The 17,933-nt window shown below is 37.0% G+C and carries 20 protein-coding genes and 2 tRNA genes; 7 read left to right on the top strand and 15 right to left on the bottom strand.

The features are described from left to right. Nucleotides 1-27: 27 nt before the first annotated feature. Both rpl12p and AB1467_06470 read left to right on the top strand, forming a co-directional pair. Nucleotides 28-333 carry a 50S ribosomal protein P1 gene (rpl12p, locus tag AB1467_06475; GenBank protein ID MEW6295899.1) on the top strand — a complete coding sequence of 102 codons (306 nt, stop codon included), beginning with the start codon at nt 28-30 and terminating at the stop codon, nt 331-333. A 91-nt stretch (nt 334-424) separates the two neighbouring features. Then, nucleotides 425-2,845: a S16 family serine protease gene (locus AB1467_06470; GenBank protein ID MEW6295898.1), complete on the top strand. Its 2,421-nt coding sequence runs from the start codon at nt 425-427 to the stop codon at nt 2,843-2,845. Between the two features lie 2 nt (nt 2,846-2,847). Here AB1467_06470 and AB1467_06465 read toward each other — a convergent pair whose 3' ends face one another. After that, nucleotides 2,848-5,634, bottom strand: a complete 2,787-nt coding sequence (locus AB1467_06465) for an AAA family ATPase (GenBank protein ID MEW6295897.1) — start codon at nt 5,632-5,634, stop codon at nt 2,848-2,850. Between the two features lie 24 nt (nt 5,635-5,658). After that, nucleotides 5,659-6,459, bottom strand: a complete 801-nt coding sequence (locus tag AB1467_06460) for a hypothetical protein (GenBank protein MEW6295896.1) — start codon at nt 6,457-6,459, stop codon at nt 5,659-5,661. Between the two features lie 78 nt (nt 6,460-6,537). Between AB1467_06460 and AB1467_06455 the strand changes: the two genes are divergently transcribed. Beyond that, nucleotides 6,538-7,413 carry a hypothetical protein gene (locus AB1467_06455; protein MEW6295895.1) on the top strand — a complete coding sequence of 292 codons (876 nt, stop codon included), beginning with the start codon at nt 6,538-6,540 and terminating at the stop codon, nt 7,411-7,413. 26 nt (nt 7,414-7,439) lie between these two features. Beyond that, on the top strand, nt 7,440-7,565 hold the full coding sequence (locus AB1467_06450; GenBank protein ID MEW6295894.1) for a hypothetical protein: 126 nt from the start codon (nt 7,440-7,442) through the stop codon (nt 7,563-7,565). A gap of 106 nt (nt 7,566-7,671) precedes the next feature. On the opposite strand, the gene AB1467_06445 is transcribed toward AB1467_06450, so the two are convergent. Further along, the gene (locus AB1467_06445; GenBank protein MEW6295893.1) at nt 7,672-7,944 is read right to left on the bottom strand and encodes a hypothetical protein; all 273 of its coding nucleotides are present in this window, start codon (nt 7,942-7,944) and stop codon (nt 7,672-7,674) included. A gap of 109 nt (nt 7,945-8,053) precedes the next feature. Here AB1467_06445 and AB1467_06440 point away from each other — a divergent pair, with 109 nt between their 5' ends. After that, the gene (locus AB1467_06440; protein ID MEW6295892.1) at nt 8,054-8,827 is read left to right on the top strand and encodes a hypothetical protein; all 774 of its coding nucleotides are present in this window, start codon (nt 8,054-8,056) and stop codon (nt 8,825-8,827) included. A 73-nt stretch (nt 8,828-8,900) separates the two neighbouring features. Here AB1467_06440 and AB1467_06435 read toward each other — a convergent pair. Both AB1467_06435 and AB1467_06430 read right to left on the bottom strand, forming a co-directional pair. Continuing rightward, a tRNA-Gly gene (locus AB1467_06435) sits at nt 8,901-9,024 on the bottom strand. Between the two features lie 3 nt (nt 9,025-9,027). Further along, on the bottom strand, nt 9,028-9,525 hold the full coding sequence (locus AB1467_06430; GenBank protein ID MEW6295891.1) for an adenosine-specific kinase: 498 nt from the start codon (nt 9,523-9,525) through the stop codon (nt 9,028-9,030). An 87-nt stretch (nt 9,526-9,612) separates the two neighbouring features. On the opposite strand from AB1467_06430, the gene AB1467_06425 reads away from it, so the two are divergent. After that, complete coding sequence (locus AB1467_06425; protein MEW6295890.1) at nt 9,613-9,981, top strand: hypothetical protein; 369 nt, start codon at nt 9,613-9,615, stop codon at nt 9,979-9,981. 113 nt (nt 9,982-10,094) lie between these two features. Here the strand turns inward: AB1467_06425 and AB1467_06420 are convergent. From AB1467_06420 to AB1467_06385, 8 genes are all read right to left on the bottom strand, one after another. Beyond that, nucleotides 10,095-10,176, bottom strand: a tRNA-Ser gene (locus AB1467_06420). Between the two features lie 12 nt (nt 10,177-10,188). Further along, nucleotides 10,189-11,055 (bottom strand): hypothetical protein, encoded by an 867-nt coding sequence (locus AB1467_06415; protein ID MEW6295889.1) that lies wholly within the window; start codon nt 11,053-11,055, stop codon nt 10,189-10,191. After that, entirely contained in the window at nt 10,956-11,714 is a 759-nt protein-coding gene (locus tag AB1467_06410) for a nucleotidyl transferase AbiEii/AbiGii toxin family protein (protein ID MEW6295888.1), read from the bottom strand. The genes AB1467_06415 and AB1467_06410 overlap by 100 nt, the downstream gene beginning before the upstream one ends. Next, complete coding sequence (locus tag AB1467_06405; protein MEW6295887.1) at nt 11,705-12,202, bottom strand: hypothetical protein; 498 nt, start codon at nt 12,200-12,202, stop codon at nt 11,705-11,707. Before AB1467_06405 ends, AB1467_06410 begins: the two co-directional genes overlap by 10 nt. Nucleotides 12,203-12,271: 69 nt before the next feature. Next, nucleotides 12,272-13,363, bottom strand: coding sequence for a M50 family metallopeptidase (locus AB1467_06400; protein MEW6295886.1), 1,092 nt, complete (start codon nt 13,361-13,363; stop codon nt 12,272-12,274). Nucleotides 13,364-13,419: 56 nt separating this feature from the next. After that, on the bottom strand, nt 13,420-14,076 hold the full coding sequence (locus tag AB1467_06395) for a YIP1 family protein (protein ID MEW6295885.1): 657 nt from the start codon (nt 14,074-14,076) through the stop codon (nt 13,420-13,422). A gap of 28 nt (nt 14,077-14,104) precedes the next feature. Then, entirely contained in the window at nt 14,105-14,386 is a 282-nt protein-coding gene (locus tag AB1467_06390) for a hypothetical protein (GenBank protein MEW6295884.1), read from the bottom strand. Nucleotides 14,387-14,407: 21 nt separating this feature from the next. Beyond that, nucleotides 14,408-14,746, bottom strand: coding sequence for a DUF202 domain-containing protein (locus tag AB1467_06385; GenBank protein ID MEW6295883.1), 339 nt, complete (start codon nt 14,744-14,746; stop codon nt 14,408-14,410). Nucleotides 14,747-14,849: 103 nt separating this feature from the next. Here AB1467_06385 and AB1467_06380 point away from each other — a divergent pair, with 103 nt between their 5' ends. Continuing rightward, complete coding sequence (locus AB1467_06380; GenBank protein ID MEW6295882.1) at nt 14,850-16,103, top strand: hypothetical protein; 1,254 nt, start codon at nt 14,850-14,852, stop codon at nt 16,101-16,103. Here the strand turns inward: AB1467_06380 and AB1467_06375 are convergent, their stop codons facing one another. Further along, nucleotides 16,104-17,318, bottom strand: a complete 1,215-nt coding sequence (locus AB1467_06375) for a pitrilysin family protein (protein ID MEW6295881.1) — start codon at nt 17,316-17,318, stop codon at nt 16,104-16,106. It abuts the gene before it with no gap. Nucleotides 17,319-17,329: 11 nt separating this feature from the next. Next, nucleotides 17,330-17,923, bottom strand: coding sequence for a hypothetical protein (locus tag AB1467_06370; GenBank protein MEW6295880.1), 594 nt, complete (start codon nt 17,921-17,923; stop codon nt 17,330-17,332). Nucleotides 17,924-17,933: the final 10 nt, after the last annotated feature.

Here is a 17,933-nt window from a genome sequence, read left to right as displayed (position 1 = left end):
TTAAAAAAAATTAAAGAGGTGAAAAAAATGGAATACGTTTATGCTGCAATGCTGCTTCACTCAGCAAAGAAAAGCATTGACGAAAAAAATGTTACTTCAGTCCTTGAAGCCGCAGGAATTAAAGCCGACCCTGCAAGGGTTAAGGCTTTGATTGCTTCACTGAAGGAAGTCAACATTGACGAGGCAATAAAGAGCGCTTCAATAATGCCTTCAGTTTCTGCTCCAGCTCAACCTCCAGCACAAGAAGCCAAGGCAGAAAAAAAGGAAGAAAAGAAAGAAGAAGCCAAAACCGAAGAAGAAGCAGCAGCCGGACTAGGAGCATTATTCGGCTGAATCCTTCTTTCCTTTTTTTTGTTTTAATTTCTTTTTCTTCTAACCAAAAGAATTAATTTAAATTTCTTTTTGTGGATTAATTGCTACTTGTATGAAGAAGTTTTTTTTGGTTTTCGTTCTTTTAATTCTGTTCTCTTTTAATGTTTCTGCTGTAATCACCAATGGCTCAATGAAGATTTTTGCTGTGACAGGGGATGGAGGAGCAATCTCTGCTGACTTAACGCTTACAATTGAGCCCGGAACAGGAAAGATCTGGTCTTCAGTAAACCCTTTGGTTGGAACTACCACTCAAAGCGCTGAAAGGACTGCATTAAAGCTTGCAAGAAATTATTACAGCAAAATTGAAGATTACGATTACAAGTTTGACATTAATTCTGATGCCTCAATGGTTGAAGGCCCTAGCGCTGGAGCAGCAATGGCACTGCTTACAATTTCAATGCTTGAAGACAAGAAATTGGATGCAAGGGTTGGAATTACTGGCACGATCTCAGAGGACGGCACTGTAGGCAGCGTTGCAGGAGTCTTTGAAAAATCAAAGGAGGCGGCCAGGACAGGAATAAGGCTTTTCATGATTCCTAAAGGCTCAGCAAAACAGATGATCAAAACAGACAGCACAGTAAAAAACATTAATTTGGTTGATTATGCTATTCAGGAATGGACTCTGAAGGTAGTTGAAGTTCAGGGCATTGATGAAGTGCTTAAACTTGCTTTCACTCCAATAGAGCAGATTGACGTCAACAAGGGCTCTGCAGGGCCTGAAGAAATCTTTGAGCCAAAGCCTATCCCTCTTGATTCAAGCCTTTATCCAATGCAGTCACTTACAAAAGAAATGATTGAGGAAACAAAGGAAAGAATAAATGAAGCAAAGGCTTCACTCTCAAACACAAGGCTTTCAGATCAGGCCCAAATAAATTTCCTGTTAAGCATGCTGAATTCAGCTGAAAGCACTTTAAAGGAAACACAAAGCCTTTATGATAATAATTACCTTTACTCTGCTGCAAACAATGCCTTCCTTGCGAATGTTTATGCTTCTCTTGTAAAAGATGTTTCTGATAACCCTTCTCTTTTGGATGATAGTTCAACCTTGTTTAAGAGAAGGCTTGAGGAATTAGGCAATGATATAACCAATTTGAAGGCAAACCTTGACTCTTTTGTTCCTATTGATCAGTTAGACTGGTATATTGCAGCACAGGAAAGGCTTGCTTGGAGCCAGTTGAATTTGGAGAAATTGCAGCAGCCCAAAACAACAATTGTAGTTGATATTAGGGAAGGGTCAACAACTAATTCTACTGCCCTGGAAGACATTCAGGACTACGAGTTCGCTGTAAGCTGGTATAAGGCTTCAAAAAGCTTTTATGAGATAGCAAAGAACTCTACTGCAATGGTAAAGCCTGACGACCACTTTAAAGGGGCATCAGACAATTACTTGGTTAATGCAGAGAACGGCATCAAGGTATTAGATTCAGAGGACATTAAAGACATTCAGAGAAGGCTTGAGGCAGCAAAAAAAGAGGAAGAACTGAAATGGTTTCTGGCTGAACTCTTTGATTCAAGCTCTTCTGTTGCATTAATTAACGCTGAATTAGACTCAAAAGACAAAGACTTTAATGCCCTTCATTCAATGCTCCAAGAAAAAATAAATTCAATTGAATCTTCAATTAAAAAGAATTCAAGCTCAAAGAAGGTCTTCGGCTGGAGCAGACTTTACGTTGCTCACGCAAGATACTTCCTTGATGCAGCATACTTCTATCAGAAGGACGGGCAGGTAATAGTTGCAAAAGAAAAATTAAAGAACGGCTTGAGCCTTGCTTATCTCTCAGAGGCATTGTATGATTCAGCAACAGACATTTACTCTTATTATGGCACCTTCAGTGAGTCCCAATACATAAAGGGGCAAGGAGGGAATATTTTAAATGTTAATTTAACCCCTTCAGATAACCAGCAAGCTCTCTTCAATTTAATTATGGGGACTGTGATCGTCGCATTAATTGTTTTTGTGATCCTCCTGCTGTACAGCAATTACCTGAATTATTCTGTTAAGCCCAAGTACCAGGCTGAAAGAATCAAGAAACTTCAATTGAGATTGGATGAAGCCCTTGCTTCAGGAAGGATTTCACAGGAAAAGCACTCTGAGCTGAGCTCTGAGTACAAGAAGGAATTGGAATTAGTTGAAGGCTCTCTTAAATCCAAGTCCACTCACTTGATTGACATTGACAGGTTCAGGGAGGAACTGAAGGCAAAGGACAGAAGCCTTGCAGGCCTGAAAAGGCTTTATGGCAGAGGCTTAATTTCAGAGCAGGAGTACAAGAAGAGAATGGATTCCTACACGAAAGAGAAATCCCAGCTCCTAAAAGAAGAGAGAAAGGAAGAAAGGGAACTGAAGAAAGACGAAGAACCCAAAATTGATTTAAGTAAATTAGAAAAAGAAGAAATAAAGGCAGAGCAAACCCCCAAATCAAAACCTAAACCCAAGAGAAAGTCCAACGGAAAGAAAACTAAAAAGAAGAAATGATTTCAGGCAATTTGTATTGCTTGCTGTTTTTTTTCTGGAGAATTGTTTTCTTTTATTTTTTTTTCGTATTCTTCCCTTAATTTTAGTCCTATGACTGAAGTGTTGTTTTCGTTCAATGCAACGCCTATTATTTGGTCTGATTCTTTTATTAGGACGTCATTGTGGGTTATTGCAATGAACTGGCTTTCAGAGCATATCTGCCTTATCATTCTTGCTAATTTGACTGAATTGGCTTTGTCTAGTGCAGCGTCTGCCTCGTCAAAGAAGTAGAATGGAGCCGGCTGGTATAATTGTATTGCGAAAAGGAATGCTATTGCAGTAAGGCTTTTTTCTCCCCCGCTCATTGAATCAATGTTCTTTAATTTCTCGCTTTCGTGCTTTGCTTCAATTAACAGGCCTGAATTCAATGGGTCCAATTCATTGCTCAGCCTCAAAAAGCCTTCTCCTTCTGCCAATGCCTCGTACATTTTCTTGAAGTTCTGGTTTATTTGATTGAAGCATTCAGTGAATACATTGAGCCTTTTCACTTCAATCTTGTCAATCATTTCGATTACTGCATTCCTCTCCTTGTCCAGTTTCTCTGATTTCTCTTTTATTTCAATCAATTCTTTTGCGTGGCCCTCGAATGACTCTATTGCTTTGAGGTTTATTGGGCCTAACTCCTTTATTCTCTTGTCGCATTCAAGCATTCTCTCCCTTAATTCCTCTATTTCAAATCCTTCAAGTTTCTTTATTTCGCTTAAATCCTTGAATTCCTCCTGCAGGTCAACAAGCCTTACCTCGTTCTTTGATTTCTCTATCTCTATCTCGTTTTCTTCCTTTATCAACTTAGATATTTTTTGTTCCAGCTTCAGTTTTTTTTCCTGCAGTGCGCCTGTCTTCGTGCTTTCCTTTTCTTTTTCTTCATAGAGGTAATGGCTTTCCTGCGTCTGCTTCTCGAGCTCAATATTCAGTTTCCTTATCTTTTCATTCAGTTCGCTTATTCTCTCTTCTTCTTTTGCCATTGCCTTTCTTGCGCTGTCAATGTCTTCCATTAAGTCTTTTGTTTCTTTTATGCCTTCCTTCTCGTTGAATTCCATTTCCCCTAGGCTTTCATTGAATGAATTTATTTGAAGCCCTGCTTCAATCTTTTGGGCTTTCAGTTCACTTAATTCTTTTTCTGTTCCACTCTCCTCTCCAAGCATTGCCTCTAACTCGATTCTTTCTCTCTCCCTTATTTCTGTTTCTTTTTCTATTAATTCAATTTCTTTCTCTTGCCTTGACTTCAGCTCAAAGCTTTCCTTGAATTTCTTTGCATTCTCTTTCTGTAAGGCTTCAATTTTTTGCCTTTTATTTTCAGGGCTTAATTCCTCTACGCCCTCAAGGATTTCCTTTAATCCTGTCTCAATCTCTTTTGTCAAAGCCTTTATTTTCTCTATTTCCCTTGCTTTCTCTTTTCCTAGGGCTTTCTGTGTTTCTTCAATGAGTCTTTGCAAGCCCTTTATTTTTTCCCTTAGGCCCTTGCTTTTGCTGAAGACATTTATTGAGGCAAGGTCTTCTTTTATTTCTTTGAGTGCTTCTTCTTGTGTTTCTATTTCTTTTTTGAGCCTTTCGCTTTCTGCTTTTGACTGGAAGAATTCTTCTTTGCTTTTGTTGAGCTTGATATTCTCGTTTTTTATTTTTTCTTTGAGCCTGTTTATTTTTTCTTTTATTGAGCCAATCCTCTCTTTTTCTTTTTTTATTTGGTTTTCCTTTTCTTTTATTTTTTCTTCAAACTCAAGCTCTTTTTCCTGGATTTCTTTAATTCTATTTTTTGTTTCTGTTTTTCTTTCCTTTATTGAGTTTGCTTTTTCTGTGATGGAGTGAATCCTGTTGTTTATCCTTATGGTGAATTCCTTTCTCTGGCTGATTTTTTCTTCGCTGAGCCTTTTCTCTGATTTTGCTTCCTCTAATTCTATTCCTATTCCTGCATAGGTTTTCTGGCTTGACTCAATTATTTTTCTGTTGAGTTCTTCAATTTTTTGCTGTATTCTTTTTTCTTCTTCTGCTATTTCTTTTAATGTTCCCTCTGCTTTTTCCCTTGACTGGGTGAATTCCATCTTTTTTTCTTGGAATTCATTGCTTTCCTTGTTTATTTTTTTTATTTCGCTGTCAAGCAGGGTTGCTTTAGTCTGCTGCAATTCTGCTGAAAGCTTCTGGTGCTCTAATGCTGCTTCCCTCTCTTTTTTTATTTCCTCTAAATATGATTCCCTTTCCTTTAGTACAATTGTCACTTCCTTGATTTTCTGGTCTACTTTGTCCAATTCCTTTAGTGCTTCACCTTTTTTTTCGTCGTACTCCCTAAGCCCTGCAAGGTCATCAATTATTTCCCTTCTCTCCACTGCATTCATTTCAATTATTCTTGTGATGTCTCCTTGCACCACAATATTGTAGCCGTCTGCCCTTATGCCTAATTCGTTCAAGAGGCTGTTGGCTTCGTTTAATGTGCTTCTCTTTCCGTTTAGCCTGAAAACTGAAACTCCCTTTTTGTCTATTTCCCTTGAAAGCATGTAATTGTTTTCCTTGTTTTGGAGTTCAATCTCCACTAAGGCGTATCCTTCTGTTGCGTTGTGGTTCACCAGGTCTGTGAGCTTTGAAGCGCGCAGGGTTTTAAGGCTTGTTATTCCTAATACAAACATTAGTGCGTCAAGGATGTTTGATTTTCCGCTTCCGTTGCTTCCTGCTATTGAGGTGAAGCCTTGGCTGAAAGGAATTAATGCTTTGTTGAATGACTTGAAGTTTTTCAGCCTGAGCTTTGCTATTGTGGCCATTTCTTTCACTGTTTAATGCTTTATTTATTCTTTTTTCTTTGTTAAGTAGAATTGGGTTAAGATTAAGAATGCAAGGGAAGTGACAATCAATGCCGCAATTATTTCAATTCCGTTCTGGACCCAGTAATTCTGCGCAAAGGAAAAATCTTCTATTAAAATTATTATTTCGTTTATCAGGGTGTCAATCACTCCAATAATTATTATGAGTATTAATATTTCGATCGAGTGCTTTGAGGAGAAGGCAAATGTTTCTTTTAGGCCTTCCTTTAATTTCAGTTCTTCTGCTGCCATCACGGCAGGAGTCAGAATGAATTCAATTAAAACCAAAAGCAGTATGATTGCCAGTATTATTAATGCAATAATCCCCAGAATTGCGTTTGATATGGTTAAAACCAATGCAAACCAGATTAAGGTTGCAAACAATGCTCCAATCAAGAAAAAGAACACTGTAACTTTCACTGCCTCAAGCAGTTTTTCTGCCATGAAGCCGAATGATGCGCCCGCATTTGCCTTTTTCTGGTTTAATTTTTTTGAGTAATGGGCAAAGCCAAAGAAAAGCATTACATTCAATAGAATCCACAAGAAGAAGACTGCAATCAATTCTATTGACTGCTTTGGGTACATTGAAATTACCTGGTACGGCAGTACAGTGATATTGCTTGAAGGCAGGTTTCCTGTTAGGAGAGAACCGCTCAAAAACTGCGTTAAGTCGTCCTGGACGAAAAATAATAGGACTGCATTGATGATGCTTATCACCAAAGCCGTTATTATATAGAAGGGTTTTGTTGCCAGCAGCTTTATTGAATTTATTATTGAGTAAATCATTTTTTTCCTTCTTTTCTTTTGCTATTAAATGAAGTGCTTATCTTATTTTTATTTCTTTCGCATTCCTTTTATTTATTGATGACTGTAAAGAATTCTGTTCTGCTGATGATTAAACAATATCAGGGAATAAGCTTTAATTCCTTGCTCGGAAAAACCTCTTCTTCTTATAGTTCAATGAATTCAGCCAAGGCCTCCCTTTCAAGGACTTTAAAGGACTGCCTTTCCCTGGGCTTAATAACAAAAAAAGGAGAACACTTCTTTATTACAGACAAAGGAGCAACTGAAATTAACTCTGAAATGAAGAACAAGCTTTTAATGAAATTGAATTCCCTGCTCAAAACCAAGAACGCAGAGAACGAAATTGAATCCATTGTGCAGTACCTTCAAACCTTAATTGAGCGAGCAAAAGAGGACTCAGAGCTCCTGAAGGCAGCAAAGAGTTCAAGCCAGTTCAATGTAAGCGAGTTAATTGAATTGAACAAGAGGATTGAATTGAAGGCAAGGCACCTGGATTACCTTTCAAAGGTTTTTTCCTCTCACATTGAATCGCTCAAGGAATTCAATTTCAATGACTTTTTTTCTTTGGACTTGAACTGGAATTCCCTTGAATGCATTTCCAGAATCCAAAGCATGCTCCAACCGCAGGAATTCTTTCTTGAATCAAATGACCTTTCCTTCATTGACTTGGTTTCAGCCAAATTCAATGCAAAAAAGAAAGAGAATTCTTTACTTCTTCCAGTTCAGTCTCTTGATAAATTGCTTGAACTGGTAAGCGAAAACTTTTTGTATGACTCCTCAAAGAATCTTTCGCTTGAATTCTCAGGCATCAAGGTATTCATTCATTTCCCTTCCATTACATTCATTGGCCCACACAAGGAATTAAATGAAATTAAGTCCTTGTTCAAGAGAAAAGAAAAACAGTTAATCAAATCTACTTTAATAAAAGAAGATTAGTGTTATATAATAGCAGGAGCAAGATCATGAGAGAACCAGGCAGAGAAAAGATTGAGGAAGAGAATTATTCTAAGGCTGCTTTGTCCCAGAAGGCGTTGGAAAAGATTTGGGATAACAAAGAAGATGAAATATGGAAAAGCTATTATTCCTGAAAGAAATCGGAAAGATTTCAAGCAAATTATTCGAAAAACTCAAATCAGAACTAACAAAAAACCTTTAACCCAAAAAAATAAAAAAAAGAAAAAGGGGGCGGTTTATTTACTTCAATTCTATTTTTATTCCGCCGATGAAACCTGCAATAATGTTATAGATGAATGCTCCTACAAGGCCTCCAACAAAGCCAATAATTGTGTAAAGTACTACTGCCATTATGAAGCCCAATAAACCAACGCCAAAACCCAGAGCTCCTGAGGCTGCTGTTCCAAATATCAAGATACTTATTCCCATTATTATGCCTGCAATAAATCCCATTGCCCCGTAGATTTTGGCTGCTGACATTATGTCAAGGCTTTTTATTTCCTGCAATGTCATTGTTAAACCTCCCTTTTATTTGAAGCATTAAAAAATGCTTTTCAATTAGTTTAAAGAGTTAAGGTAATATTTAAAGCTTTTGTATATTAATAGTTTAGAGTTGATTTTTGTGGGAGAATATTTTGAAAAGCCACCTTTTGATTATTCTCCTGGCCTTGCAGAATTTCTAGTGAAAAAGTATTTTTCAAAAAATAGTTTTATGGCTTCAATTTTCAGGCTGGAAGACAAAGGGGCAGTCAAGCTTGAAAGTTTTGGTGAAGAATTTTTTCCAAGAATTAATGATGAAAAAACAGCAGGCTTAAACACCTCTGAATTGGTTGTATTGAATTTTCTGATGGAATGGATTAAAAAAGAAAACAAAAGATTCAGCTTCACTGAACTTAAGCAGGCTCTCAGTGACAAATACAAGGAATTCTGGCAAAAATTTGAGAATGCTTTAATTGTTGAATTCAAAACAGAAGGTTTGACGAGCATGAGCCAGATGTCTTTTGTTAATGAGATGGGAAAGGAAGAGCTCATGAAAATTTATATCTTTCAATTTATTTTCTTCTGGGCAGTAGGGGCATTTTCAATGATATTTATTTTTCCGCTTTTTATCATATTTGCTTTTTTAACTGGATTTTTTCCTTTTTTTATTATTGAATTACTATTTTTTATTGCAGGTTTGTTTTTCTTGTATTTCTTCTTGAATCATTTTCTTATAATGTTTGCCAGGGATTTTTCCATAATCCAATTTGAAGCTCGCATTTGGTTCAACATATCTTTGTTTTTTTCTTTTACGCAAAAAGCCAGAGAGCACAGGGAGAAATGGCTGAAGTTTTCTGAATTCGTAAAAAATTACTTTGAAATAGAAAAACAGCCGGCAAAATACCATGAGCTTTGAGGCCCATTCTATTCGTATGCCTTAGCATTAGGCACTGTTGGAAAAGACTAAATCCAAATAACCAAACTTGAAGTGCGGCTACCGGGATTCGAACCCGGGTAGCGAGCTCACTCCAATCACAACCTCTTAAGGGAGGTATCGGAACCGTTAGGTTCTGATTTGGGAAGCTCGAATCCTAACCACTAGACTATAGCCGCTTTTTATTCTTTTTTCCTGAAGCCTAATTTTTCTAACAGTTCAAGCCTTTCTTTTTTTTCTTTTGGTGTTTCAATTTTGTCTGCTGCTGTTCCATCAACAACACCTGTAATGCTTTTTCCCAGTGATGTTTCTGCTGTGATTAATTGCAGGGGATTGCTTGTAGCGCAGTAAATGTTTGCTATTGTGGGCATTGATTTTATTGCGTTCAATACGTGCAATGGAAAGGCTTTCCTGAAGTATATCACGAATGCATGGCCTGCGCCTAATTGAAGGCAGGTTTTTGCTGCCCTGTCCTTTAGTTCTTGTAAGTTCCCGTTCACTCTAACCAGCTTTGGTTTTGCCTCGTTCATTGCCACCCCGAATTCTATTCCAGGACTGCTGCTCACCAGGACGTCATAGAAGTCTTCTATTGTTTTCACCGTAAAATTGCCTTGGCCTATGATTATTTCGTTTGTTTCAGGGTTCTCTATTTCAATGACCGAAAACCTTGCTTTATCCATTATTATTCCCCCTTAAAATAATTAAAAACAAAAAATTTTTATATAAGAAAGAGCTTATTTACTAATAGGATATAATGAGAGATATTAATGAAAAATTTGACAGAGCAACAAGTTAGAGAAGCAATTAATGGAAGATCCAAAGACATAATATTTGATAAACCAAATAATGTATTTAGAGAAATCATAATCAGAAAAAAAGTTGACCATATAAGTACTAATATGCCCGAAAAAACCACAACAATAGAACGAGTGTGGGGCCATAACGGAAAAAGACAGTCAGAAACAGTAATGCGTAAAATAAGAAGTATTATGGACGGCAGCACTTCTTTTAAAACAATTGAAAAGAAATATGATTTCCTAGGCAGAATTAATCATACAATAATAAATGAACCCGGTCATGTAAGAACTAAAAAACACCCTGTAAGGAAACTTTACAGAAGGATATTCAGAAGATAAATAATTTAATTAACAATCTTCTTTTTTCTTTTTTTGGGCTCCTTGCACTTTTTACTTTCTTTTCTTCCGGCAACTTACCGCTTCTTTTCTTTTCTAAAGAAAAGAAGGGGCAGCGCTGGGGGAGAGACTTGAACTCTCATGCCCTTGAGGGCGCTGGCTCTCGAGGCCAGTGGAATGCCATTATCCGACCCCAGCATTTTTTTTTAATTATAACTGTCTTTTTGTTTTTGCTCTCATTTTTTTGATTTCTTTATGCCATCCTTTATCTTCTTTGATAGTAATAGGCCATTGGTATGTTCCTTTTACTAATTTTTTTGATGTTTTTCTTGAACCAACCCCCCACGAGGAACCATTACTCATTATTTTTGCTTTATCTGAAATAAAGGACGGACCTATTAATGGAATAATCCACTTTCTTTTTTTACAGTAATTTATTATAAGTGGTCTAAAGGATTTCTTAATCTCACTGTCAATTCTTTCGACTATTCTTTCTTTGTCTTGTAGTTTACCAATATGCACAAGAGCAGACAATAATTTGTCTTCCCCCCTGCTGCCTATTGGTTTAGTTAATAGATAATTCCTCCATTTCAACACTTCAGACATTTTTTTATCCCTATGTTTAAACAATTCCAACAGCCTTTTTGTTTTTTCTTTGCCTAAAATTTTTTCAATATTTTGCATTGTTTTTTCTCTGGAGATAAAAGTGAGTTGAAGAGGTCTGCCTTTTTCGCCTAAATCGATTCCAATACTAATACCAGATGGGTGATATGCTAATCTAAAATTAGGTATTGGCTTAACAATAAAACATTCAGCGAAAAATTCCCCTAAAGTCATTTCACCCCCCATACTGTATTTTTTTGTTATATTAACTAGACGACCATAATCATCTTCTTTTAATTCAATAAAAGCACGCTTTTTACCCCATAAATAAATTTTTTTAATTTTCATTGAACTACCCATTATTTTTTTTACGTTTATTTTTTTTGCTTGTATTTGAAGTATTTTGCTATTGTTTTTATTACTTTTTTGTATTCTGGTTTTGTTTTTGTGAGTGGAAGCAGGTCTGTTTGCCATCTACTGTATACTTTGCTTCCTGGCTTGAATATTTTATTGATGTCAAATTTTTGGTTGTGTTCTTTCAGTTTTTGTTTTACGAGTTTTATGTTTACTGGAATTTTTTTGGTTATTATGTTGTAAAGGTCGTAATAGTCTCTTGGCGCGTTGCGCCCGAATGTTGCTGAAACCTTTTCTGCGATAAGTTCCTTGAAGTTTAATGTTTGTACCGAGAACCTTGGGATTTTCCTGTAATAAAAATGCTTTACGTTTTTTTCTTCCGGCTTTAAGTGAATTCTGGCGTTAGCATTCAAATCAACATTAACGTATTCTTTTTTCCTGAAATAACCTTTATAAAAGACTTGGATTCTGGTAAATTTTCCTGTTTCTTTGTCTGTTCCAATTCTTGTAAATAATCCAAGGTTTTCTTTTATTATTTCTTCAATCTTCCTTTTAACTTCGCTTATTTTTGCCGTGCAAGTGAAGTCCAAGTCCTCGCTCAGCCTTGTGTGGTTGAATACAGTTTTGTTTAATGCTGTTCCGCCCTTGAAGTACAAGCCTTTAATGTCTTTGATTAAATACAGCAAGACAGTAAGAAAATAGTCTTTTTCTAGGTAAATGAGGTTAAAGCCTTTTTCAGCCGCAATGTTCTGAAGCCTGGCTTTGCTGATTAAATCCATTTTTTGCTCTCCTTTTTGCTTGCAATCAGAAAACCGTGGTTACCAATAGTTTTTCTTACAAAACCGCCAAGCTTTCTAATACGGCGAAACCTGAATTTTGTTCCAAGGATTGTTTTGGCGCCCTGCTTTTTAGTGGAAAAAACATCAACAATAAAAGGAAGCTGGTCTATAAGCCCCCAGTAATGGGCAGCAGCCTTTCCACCAATATAGTATTCTTTTCCATTAAAAAGTTCATCTGCAACAATAAAAGGGTGTTCTGCCCAAGCTTTCTGTGCCTGAATTGGAACAAGATAATATTTATCCTTGTTTATTTTGGCGATTCTGCCTTTATGTTTAAGCGAATAAATGTATTTGCGCATATCGCTTGCAGACTTGAAAAAACCCTTAATGTCTTTCTTGGAAAAGAAGCGCTTTTCCTCCAATTCCAGAAAAGACACTACCCTAATCTCCTTGTTGGACAACCCCTTAATGCCATTCTTGCCAGACATTTTAACGTTACCTCAATATTACCATAATAGTAATATTAGTGTAGCACTCCTTTTAAATGTTTTCCCTTATTATACTTCTCCGATTCTTTTCAGTTGGAATAGTTTGGTGAGGGCAGACTGTTCTATTATGCCTGTTATTTTTGCTTTTTCTTTTACTGTGAAGAAGCTGTAAGGCGACTGCATTAGTTTTGTGAGTGCTTCAGAGGCAGTTGATTCTATTGGAATTGAGGGAATCTTCTGTGCTTTCTCTTTTGCTTTTATTTTGCCCCAGTTCTCTTTTTTTTCTTGCTTTAAGGATTCAATTCCAATGTATCCAAGCCCTTTGCCTAATTTTATTAGCAGGCCTGTCTGGTTTCTTTTCTTCATTTCGCCATATAATTCTTTAAGTGTTTTTTCGCCTGAGACTGTTTTTGGCAAGGGCTTAATTAATTTTTTTATTGGGCTTCTTTCAAGGACTGCTTTTATTTGTGTTGCCTCGTTTTCTGCTTGGGCCCCAAAGTAAACGAATACTGCGATTATTGCAAGCCAGAAATTGGCGAATATTCCTATGAGAAACATTGCTGCTGCTATTGCAATGCTGAGTTTTGTTGCAAAGCCTGTTGCTTTTACTGTCCCGAATTTAATTGCAAGCAATGACCTTAAAACCCTGCCGCCGTCCATTGGCATTGCAGGAACAAAGAGGTTGAATGCACCTAAAATTAGGTTGACCCAGAATAATGCGAATAAAGGGTATTGCATCATTAACTGTTCTAATAGGGCTGGATTGCTTAACTGCTGTATTGAAGGGAAAGGCAGGTGCAGGAATACAACTGATAATGCTACTGCAAAGACCACAAGGAAATTGAATAATGGGCCTGCAATTGAGATGAGGAATTCGTCTAATGGTTTTTCAGGCATTCTTTCTGTTTGTGCTAAGCCTCCTATTGGAAGCAGGATTATTTTTTTTACTTTCACGCCCTTGTATACTGCAACAATTGAGTGAACTAATTCGTGCAGGAATACTGAAAGGAAGAGGAAGAAAAGCAAGAGCATTGTGGGAATAAAATTTTTTGTGTCAAGCAATAGGATGCCTGCTGCAATGGCTATTATTAGGAGTATGAAGGTTATGTGCAGTTCAAGGCTTATGCCTAAAATTCTTCCAAAACTGAATGAGTTTTTCATATAATACCAATAAAGAGTTTGAGTGCAAAAATTGTTTTAAAGCATTATATAAGCAATTAGGGGATTATTGAAAAGCCTGTTTGCGTTACTATGACAAAGTCTGCTGTAAGGACAATGAATGTTGTTATTGCTATTGCTGTAATGCTGGCGAACAATGATACTGCAACCCCTTTGAAAAAAGAGAGGTTGTTTGCTTCTGCTATGCCGCTTCCGTGAACATAAAGCCACCAGAGGGCTCCTGCAGCAATTACTGCAAGGAACAGCATGCCTGCAGGGCCTGTTGAGAGCGCCAAGGAAAAAATGTTTTGTGGCATTTCCTTTAGTATTGTGAGGCCTAAAATTATTGTCAGCAAGGTCATCAGGAGTGAGATAATGAAGTATACTGCCTGGCTGTAACCGCTAAAACTTATTGTTATTGCGGCATCGCCTATGCCATTGAATGCTTTTTTTGCTGTCTTTGCTGCAATTGTTCCCACAATTATCGTGAAAATTATTATGAACACCATGCTTGTTGAAAGCGTTTTTATTTCTGAAATAACATCAAATTTGTTGGGTTCAAATAAGGCAAGGAATCCCACAGAAAGGGCTGTTGACGCAATGAAGAGTATTACCCCAGTGGTTATTCCGTCCAATGCCTCTGTCTCTTTTTTCAGTGCATTGAAGCCTTCTCTAGGGATAAGCAGTATCTCAGGGATCATTGAAAAATTCAGCATTCTTCTTGCCTCTTTTACATTTCTTAATCTATTTTTGTATTATCTTGTTTATTAATTCTTCTGCTATAACCCTTGCTTCGCTCTCGTCCTGTGTTTCTTTCACTATCATTTTGCCGCTCTTGAAGAGTGAAATGTTTTTTCCCTTGAATTTTATTAGGAGGAGGTAAGGCGTCTCCATTTCTACAATGACTTCTTTTTCTCTTAGGTTCTGCGCTGTAAGGGAAAGATTCAATTCAATTTTTTTCTTTGGGATGAACTCGCATGCAGTCCTGCTCTTGCATGGCTTGCCTACAAAATCCTTTAATTCCATTCAATCAGCTTTTTTGTTTAATTATTCTTGTCCTATTAATTCCCTTAAGTCTGCCCTGTGCTCTTTTATTATCTGGCTTTCTTGGGCGTAATGGAAGTAGCGTTTTATTGCGAACCACACCAAAATTAATGCAATAAGAATTAAGAATGCCCCAATAATCAGGTATCCAAGTTCGCCTTTAAAGAAGGTTATTATTGCAAGGCCGAAGGCTGCAAGGCCTATTGCTGTCTGGATCAAAGAGAAGGCTGTCCTAAGCTTTGATTCTATGGTCTGCTCTTTTGAGAGGAGTATCTGGAGCAGCACAGGGTTCTTACTCATCAGCTTTTCTTCTTCTTCTTTTCTTTTAAGGTAGTCTTCCATTCCAATCCTTTAATTCCTTTTGCTTTAATATCTTGCTTTTCCCTATATTTAAGCGTTACTGTTTTATAATTTGCTTACGAAAAGATTAGTTTAAGTGAATTGAATGGATGGAATGTTCGGTTCTTATGATGTGAGAGGGCTTTACGGTAAAGCGGTTACAGAAAAGAATTTCTTTGCTTTGGGCAGGGCCCTTAATTCTTTTTCTGATGGAATTGTTTTGGGGCATGACCCGAGAAAGCATGGCTTAAGCTTGTGCAGTTCTTTGATGGAGGGCTTTGATGGAGAAAAAAATTTTTTGGGTTTGGCGCCAACCACTGCAGTTGCTTTTATGGCAAGGAAGCTTGGAGCGTGCATTACAGCCTCGCACAACCCTTTCGAATTCAATGGAGCAAAAATTTTTAATGGAAGGGAGTTCTTTTCTTCTGGTTATTTGCTGAAACTGGAGGAGGAATTTGTTTCAATTAATGGTTCAGGCCTTAAAATGCCTAAAAAGTTTTTTGAGCCTAAAATTAACTGTGATTTTCGTGAATACATTGAGGCACTGCCTGAATTTAATGGAGGGATATTTGATTTAAGGAATGGCAGCGCTTGCTCTCTAAAGCAGGTTTTCCCTGAAACAGTTAATTCTGTTCCTGACCCTCTTCTTTCAAGGGTCGACCCTGAGCCAAAGGACTCAACATTGAATGAATTGAAAAGGCTTACAGCAGAGAAAGGCAAGGTGGGCTTTGCCTTTGACTTTGATGCTGACAGGCTTCTGGTTGCAAACAAGGGGAAAATTGTTTCCTCCAATATTATTGCCTGCCTCTTGGCAGAAAATTACCTCAAAGAAAAAGATAGTGTTGTTTTGACTGTTGATTTGAGCAGGGAAGCAGAATTTTTCTTGAAAGACAAGGGCTTCAAGGTTTATTACTCCAAGATGGGCCAGGTGAGAGTAATCCAGAAAATAAAGGAAACCAGGGCAAAGCTTGCAGCAGAATACTCAGGCCATTATTCTTTCGTAAAGCACATGAATTACTCTGATGCTATTTACGTTGCAGGCCTTCTCTCCTCAATTGATTCAAAAAGCCTTGAAGATTTTTCCTCGCAATTCAAGACCCTCTACTACAAAGGCGGGATTGAGGCAGAAATTGATTTCTCAAAATTAAAAGACCTTCTTCAGTCCAATGCAGTTGAATTCAGCGAATTTGACGGCATAAGAGCCTTCTATAATGAATACGGTTTTTTTGTCAGAAAATCAAAAAGCCAGCCAAAAGTGGTGCATTTCGCTGTTGATGCACTAAACAAAAAAGGGCTTTTGAAAGGAAAGAAAATGCTAATGAATGTTTTAAATAAATGCAAATCAAAAAAGCAGAGCTAATTATTTAGGCCTTATTTCAACGCTCACAATCTTCTCTTCCCCAAAATATTTTTTTGCTGTATCCATTACTTCTCTTGCTGTTACTTCCTTGATTTTTTTCAGGTATTCTTCTGTTGACTTTATTCTGTTCTGCTTGTATTTCACTGTGTTAATCGCTTTCTCGTAATTGTTTTCTTCGTTGAGCAAAAGCTTTCCTTCAATGTACTGTTTTGCGTTCTTTAATTCAGTTTCACCCAATTTCTTTTCTTTGAGTTCAAGCAATTCTTTTCCTATCAATTCTTTTACTAGCCCGAGGTTTTTCTTGCCTGTCCCTACATACAGCAAAAAGAAGCCGAAGAATGGATTGCTTTCGTAAATAGAGTGCACGACATATGCAAGGCCTCTCTTCTCCCTTATTTCCTGGACAAGCCTTGAGCTTAGGCCTCCGCCAAGGAAGGCATTAATTACCTCCATTGCAAAAACGCTTTTCTCATTGCTTTTTGGGGCCCTAACACCAAAGGCTAGGTGCGCTTGGTTTACCTGCCTTTTAATTATTTTCTCTCTTTTTTCTTGCCTTTCCTTCTTTAATTCGATTCTTTTGGTTTCAGGCAATTTTTTGTTCAAGAACTTCTGCTTTACTTTTTCTTTTACTTCTTGTGCTTTCACGTTTCCTACAACTGATACAATGAAGTTCTTTGGGGCATAAAATCTCGAGTAATAGTTCAGTATGTCTTCTCTTTTTATATTTCCTACAGTTTCTTTTGTTCCTATGACGCTTTCCATTTTGTTGTCTTTGAAGCATAATTTCTGGAATAAGTCAATTGAGTAGTAAGGCAGATTATCCTTAAGCTGGTTTATTTCTTTTAGTATTATTTGCTTTTCCAATTCCGTGTTTTTTTCTTCGAACAAGGAGTTCTGCAGGCAGTCGCTCAATACCCCCAAGCCTATGTCTAAGTGCTTGTCCTGTAATTCAACATAATAGGCTGTCATGTCATTGGATGTGAATGCGTTTATTTTTCCCCCTATATTGTCTATTTCTTCTGATATCTGTTTTTTGTTTCTTTTTTTTGTGCCTGAAAACATGAGGTGTTCAATTAAATGGGCTATGCCTGCCTGCTTTCTGTTTTCGTAGAGTGACCCGAAGTTCACTGCCACGACTATTGCAACAGACTTGCTTTCCTTTCTTTCTTCAACCAAGAGATTAATTCCGTTTTTCAGGTAAAATTCTTTTATCATTTGATTCAGCCCTAATTTTTTATTATGATTTCAGTATTTTTTATTGTTGGCAGAACGTATTTTTTATAGTTTGGCTCAACTACTTGATTGAAGTATTGGATTGCTTCTTTTTTGCTCCATGCTCTTTCTTTTTCATCTCGTTCAATCCTTCTCTTCAGCCTTAATTTTTTTGGTGATTCAACAAAAACCTTCAAGTCAATGAATTTTAGTATTTCATGCCTGAGGGCGTAAAGGCCTTCGAGTATCATTATTTTTGAGGGAATAAATTTTTCAATCCCTTTCCTTTCATGTGTTTTCATGTCATAAATAGGTTTTCTGACTGCCCTGCCTTTTTTTAGTTCTTTCAAGTGCTTTTTAAGTAGTTTGAGGTCGAGCGCTTTGGGTTCATCGAAGTTCTTCACTTTTTTTTTGTTCATTTTTTTCAGTCCTATGTAGTAGTCGTCGAATGGAATTACTTTTGCCTTTATTTTTCTTGCAGTGAATGTCTTTCCTGAACAGCTTGCCCCCGCAATCCCTACAATAACAAATTTGCCTCTTTTTTTTAGTTCAATAATTCTTTCTTTTAATTCCTTTATTCCTTCCCTTAAAGAAAAAGCTTGAGCCATAAAAAAATTA

This window comes from Candidatus Diapherotrites archaeon, from assembly GCA_040755695.1.
Taxonomy (GTDB): Archaea; Iainarchaeota; Iainarchaeia; order Iainarchaeales; family 1-14-0-10-31-34; genus JBFMAK01.
Note: the sequence above shows the minus strand (reverse complement) of the source record. Positions and strands in the feature narration are given on the sequence as shown.

Coding starts and splice junctions, on each gene's coding strand:
- rpl12p (MEW6295899.1), top strand. CDS start 28: ATGGAATACGTTTATGCTGCAATGCTGCTTCACTCAGCAAAGAAAAGC.
- AB1467_06470 (MEW6295898.1), top strand. CDS start 425: ATGAAGAAGTTTTTTTTGGTTTTCGTTCTTTTAATTCTGTTCTCTTTT.
- AB1467_06465 (MEW6295897.1), bottom strand. CDS start 5,634: ATGGCCACAATAGCAAAGCTCAGGCTGAAAAACTTCAAGTCATTCAAC.
- AB1467_06460 (MEW6295896.1), bottom strand. CDS start 6,459: ATGATTTACTCAATAATAAATTCAATAAAGCTGCTGGCAACAAAACCC.
- AB1467_06455 (MEW6295895.1), top strand. CDS start 6,538: ATGACTGTAAAGAATTCTGTTCTGCTGATGATTAAACAATATCAGGGA.
- AB1467_06450 (MEW6295894.1), top strand. CDS start 7,440: ATGAGAGAACCAGGCAGAGAAAAGATTGAGGAAGAGAATTATTCTAAG.
- AB1467_06445 (MEW6295893.1), bottom strand. CDS start 7,944: ATGACATTGCAGGAAATAAAAAGCCTTGACATAATGTCAGCAGCCAAA.
- AB1467_06430 (MEW6295891.1), bottom strand. CDS start 9,525: ATGGATAAAGCAAGGTTTTCGGTCATTGAAATAGAGAACCCTGAAACA.
- AB1467_06425 (MEW6295890.1), top strand. CDS start 9,613: ATGAAAAATTTGACAGAGCAACAAGTTAGAGAAGCAATTAATGGAAGA.
- AB1467_06415 (MEW6295889.1), bottom strand. CDS start 11,055: ATGGCAAACAGACCTGCTTCCACTCACAAAAACAAAACCAGAATACAA.
- AB1467_06410 (MEW6295888.1), bottom strand. CDS start 11,714: ATGGATTTAATCAGCAAAGCCAGGCTTCAGAACATTGCGGCTGAAAAA.
- AB1467_06405 (MEW6295887.1), bottom strand. CDS start 12,202: ATGTCTGGCAAGAATGGCATTAAGGGGTTGTCCAACAAGGAGATTAGG.
- AB1467_06400 (MEW6295886.1), bottom strand. CDS start 13,363: ATGAAAAACTCATTCAGTTTTGGAAGAATTTTAGGCATAAGCCTTGAA.
- AB1467_06395 (MEW6295885.1), bottom strand. CDS start 14,076: ATGCTGAATTTTTCAATGATCCCTGAGATACTGCTTATCCCTAGAGAA.
- AB1467_06390 (MEW6295884.1), bottom strand. CDS start 14,386: ATGGAATTAAAGGATTTTGTAGGCAAGCCATGCAAGAGCAGGACTGCA.
- AB1467_06385 (MEW6295883.1), bottom strand. CDS start 14,746: ATGGAAGACTACCTTAAAAGAAAAGAAGAAGAAGAAAAGCTGATGAGT.
- AB1467_06380 (MEW6295882.1), top strand. CDS start 14,850: ATGGATGGAATGTTCGGTTCTTATGATGTGAGAGGGCTTTACGGTAAA.
- AB1467_06375 (MEW6295881.1), bottom strand. CDS start 17,318: ATGATAAAAGAATTTTACCTGAAAAACGGAATTAATCTCTTGGTTGAA.
- AB1467_06370 (MEW6295880.1), bottom strand. CDS start 17,923: ATGGCTCAAGCTTTTTCTTTAAGGGAAGGAATAAAGGAATTAAAAGAA.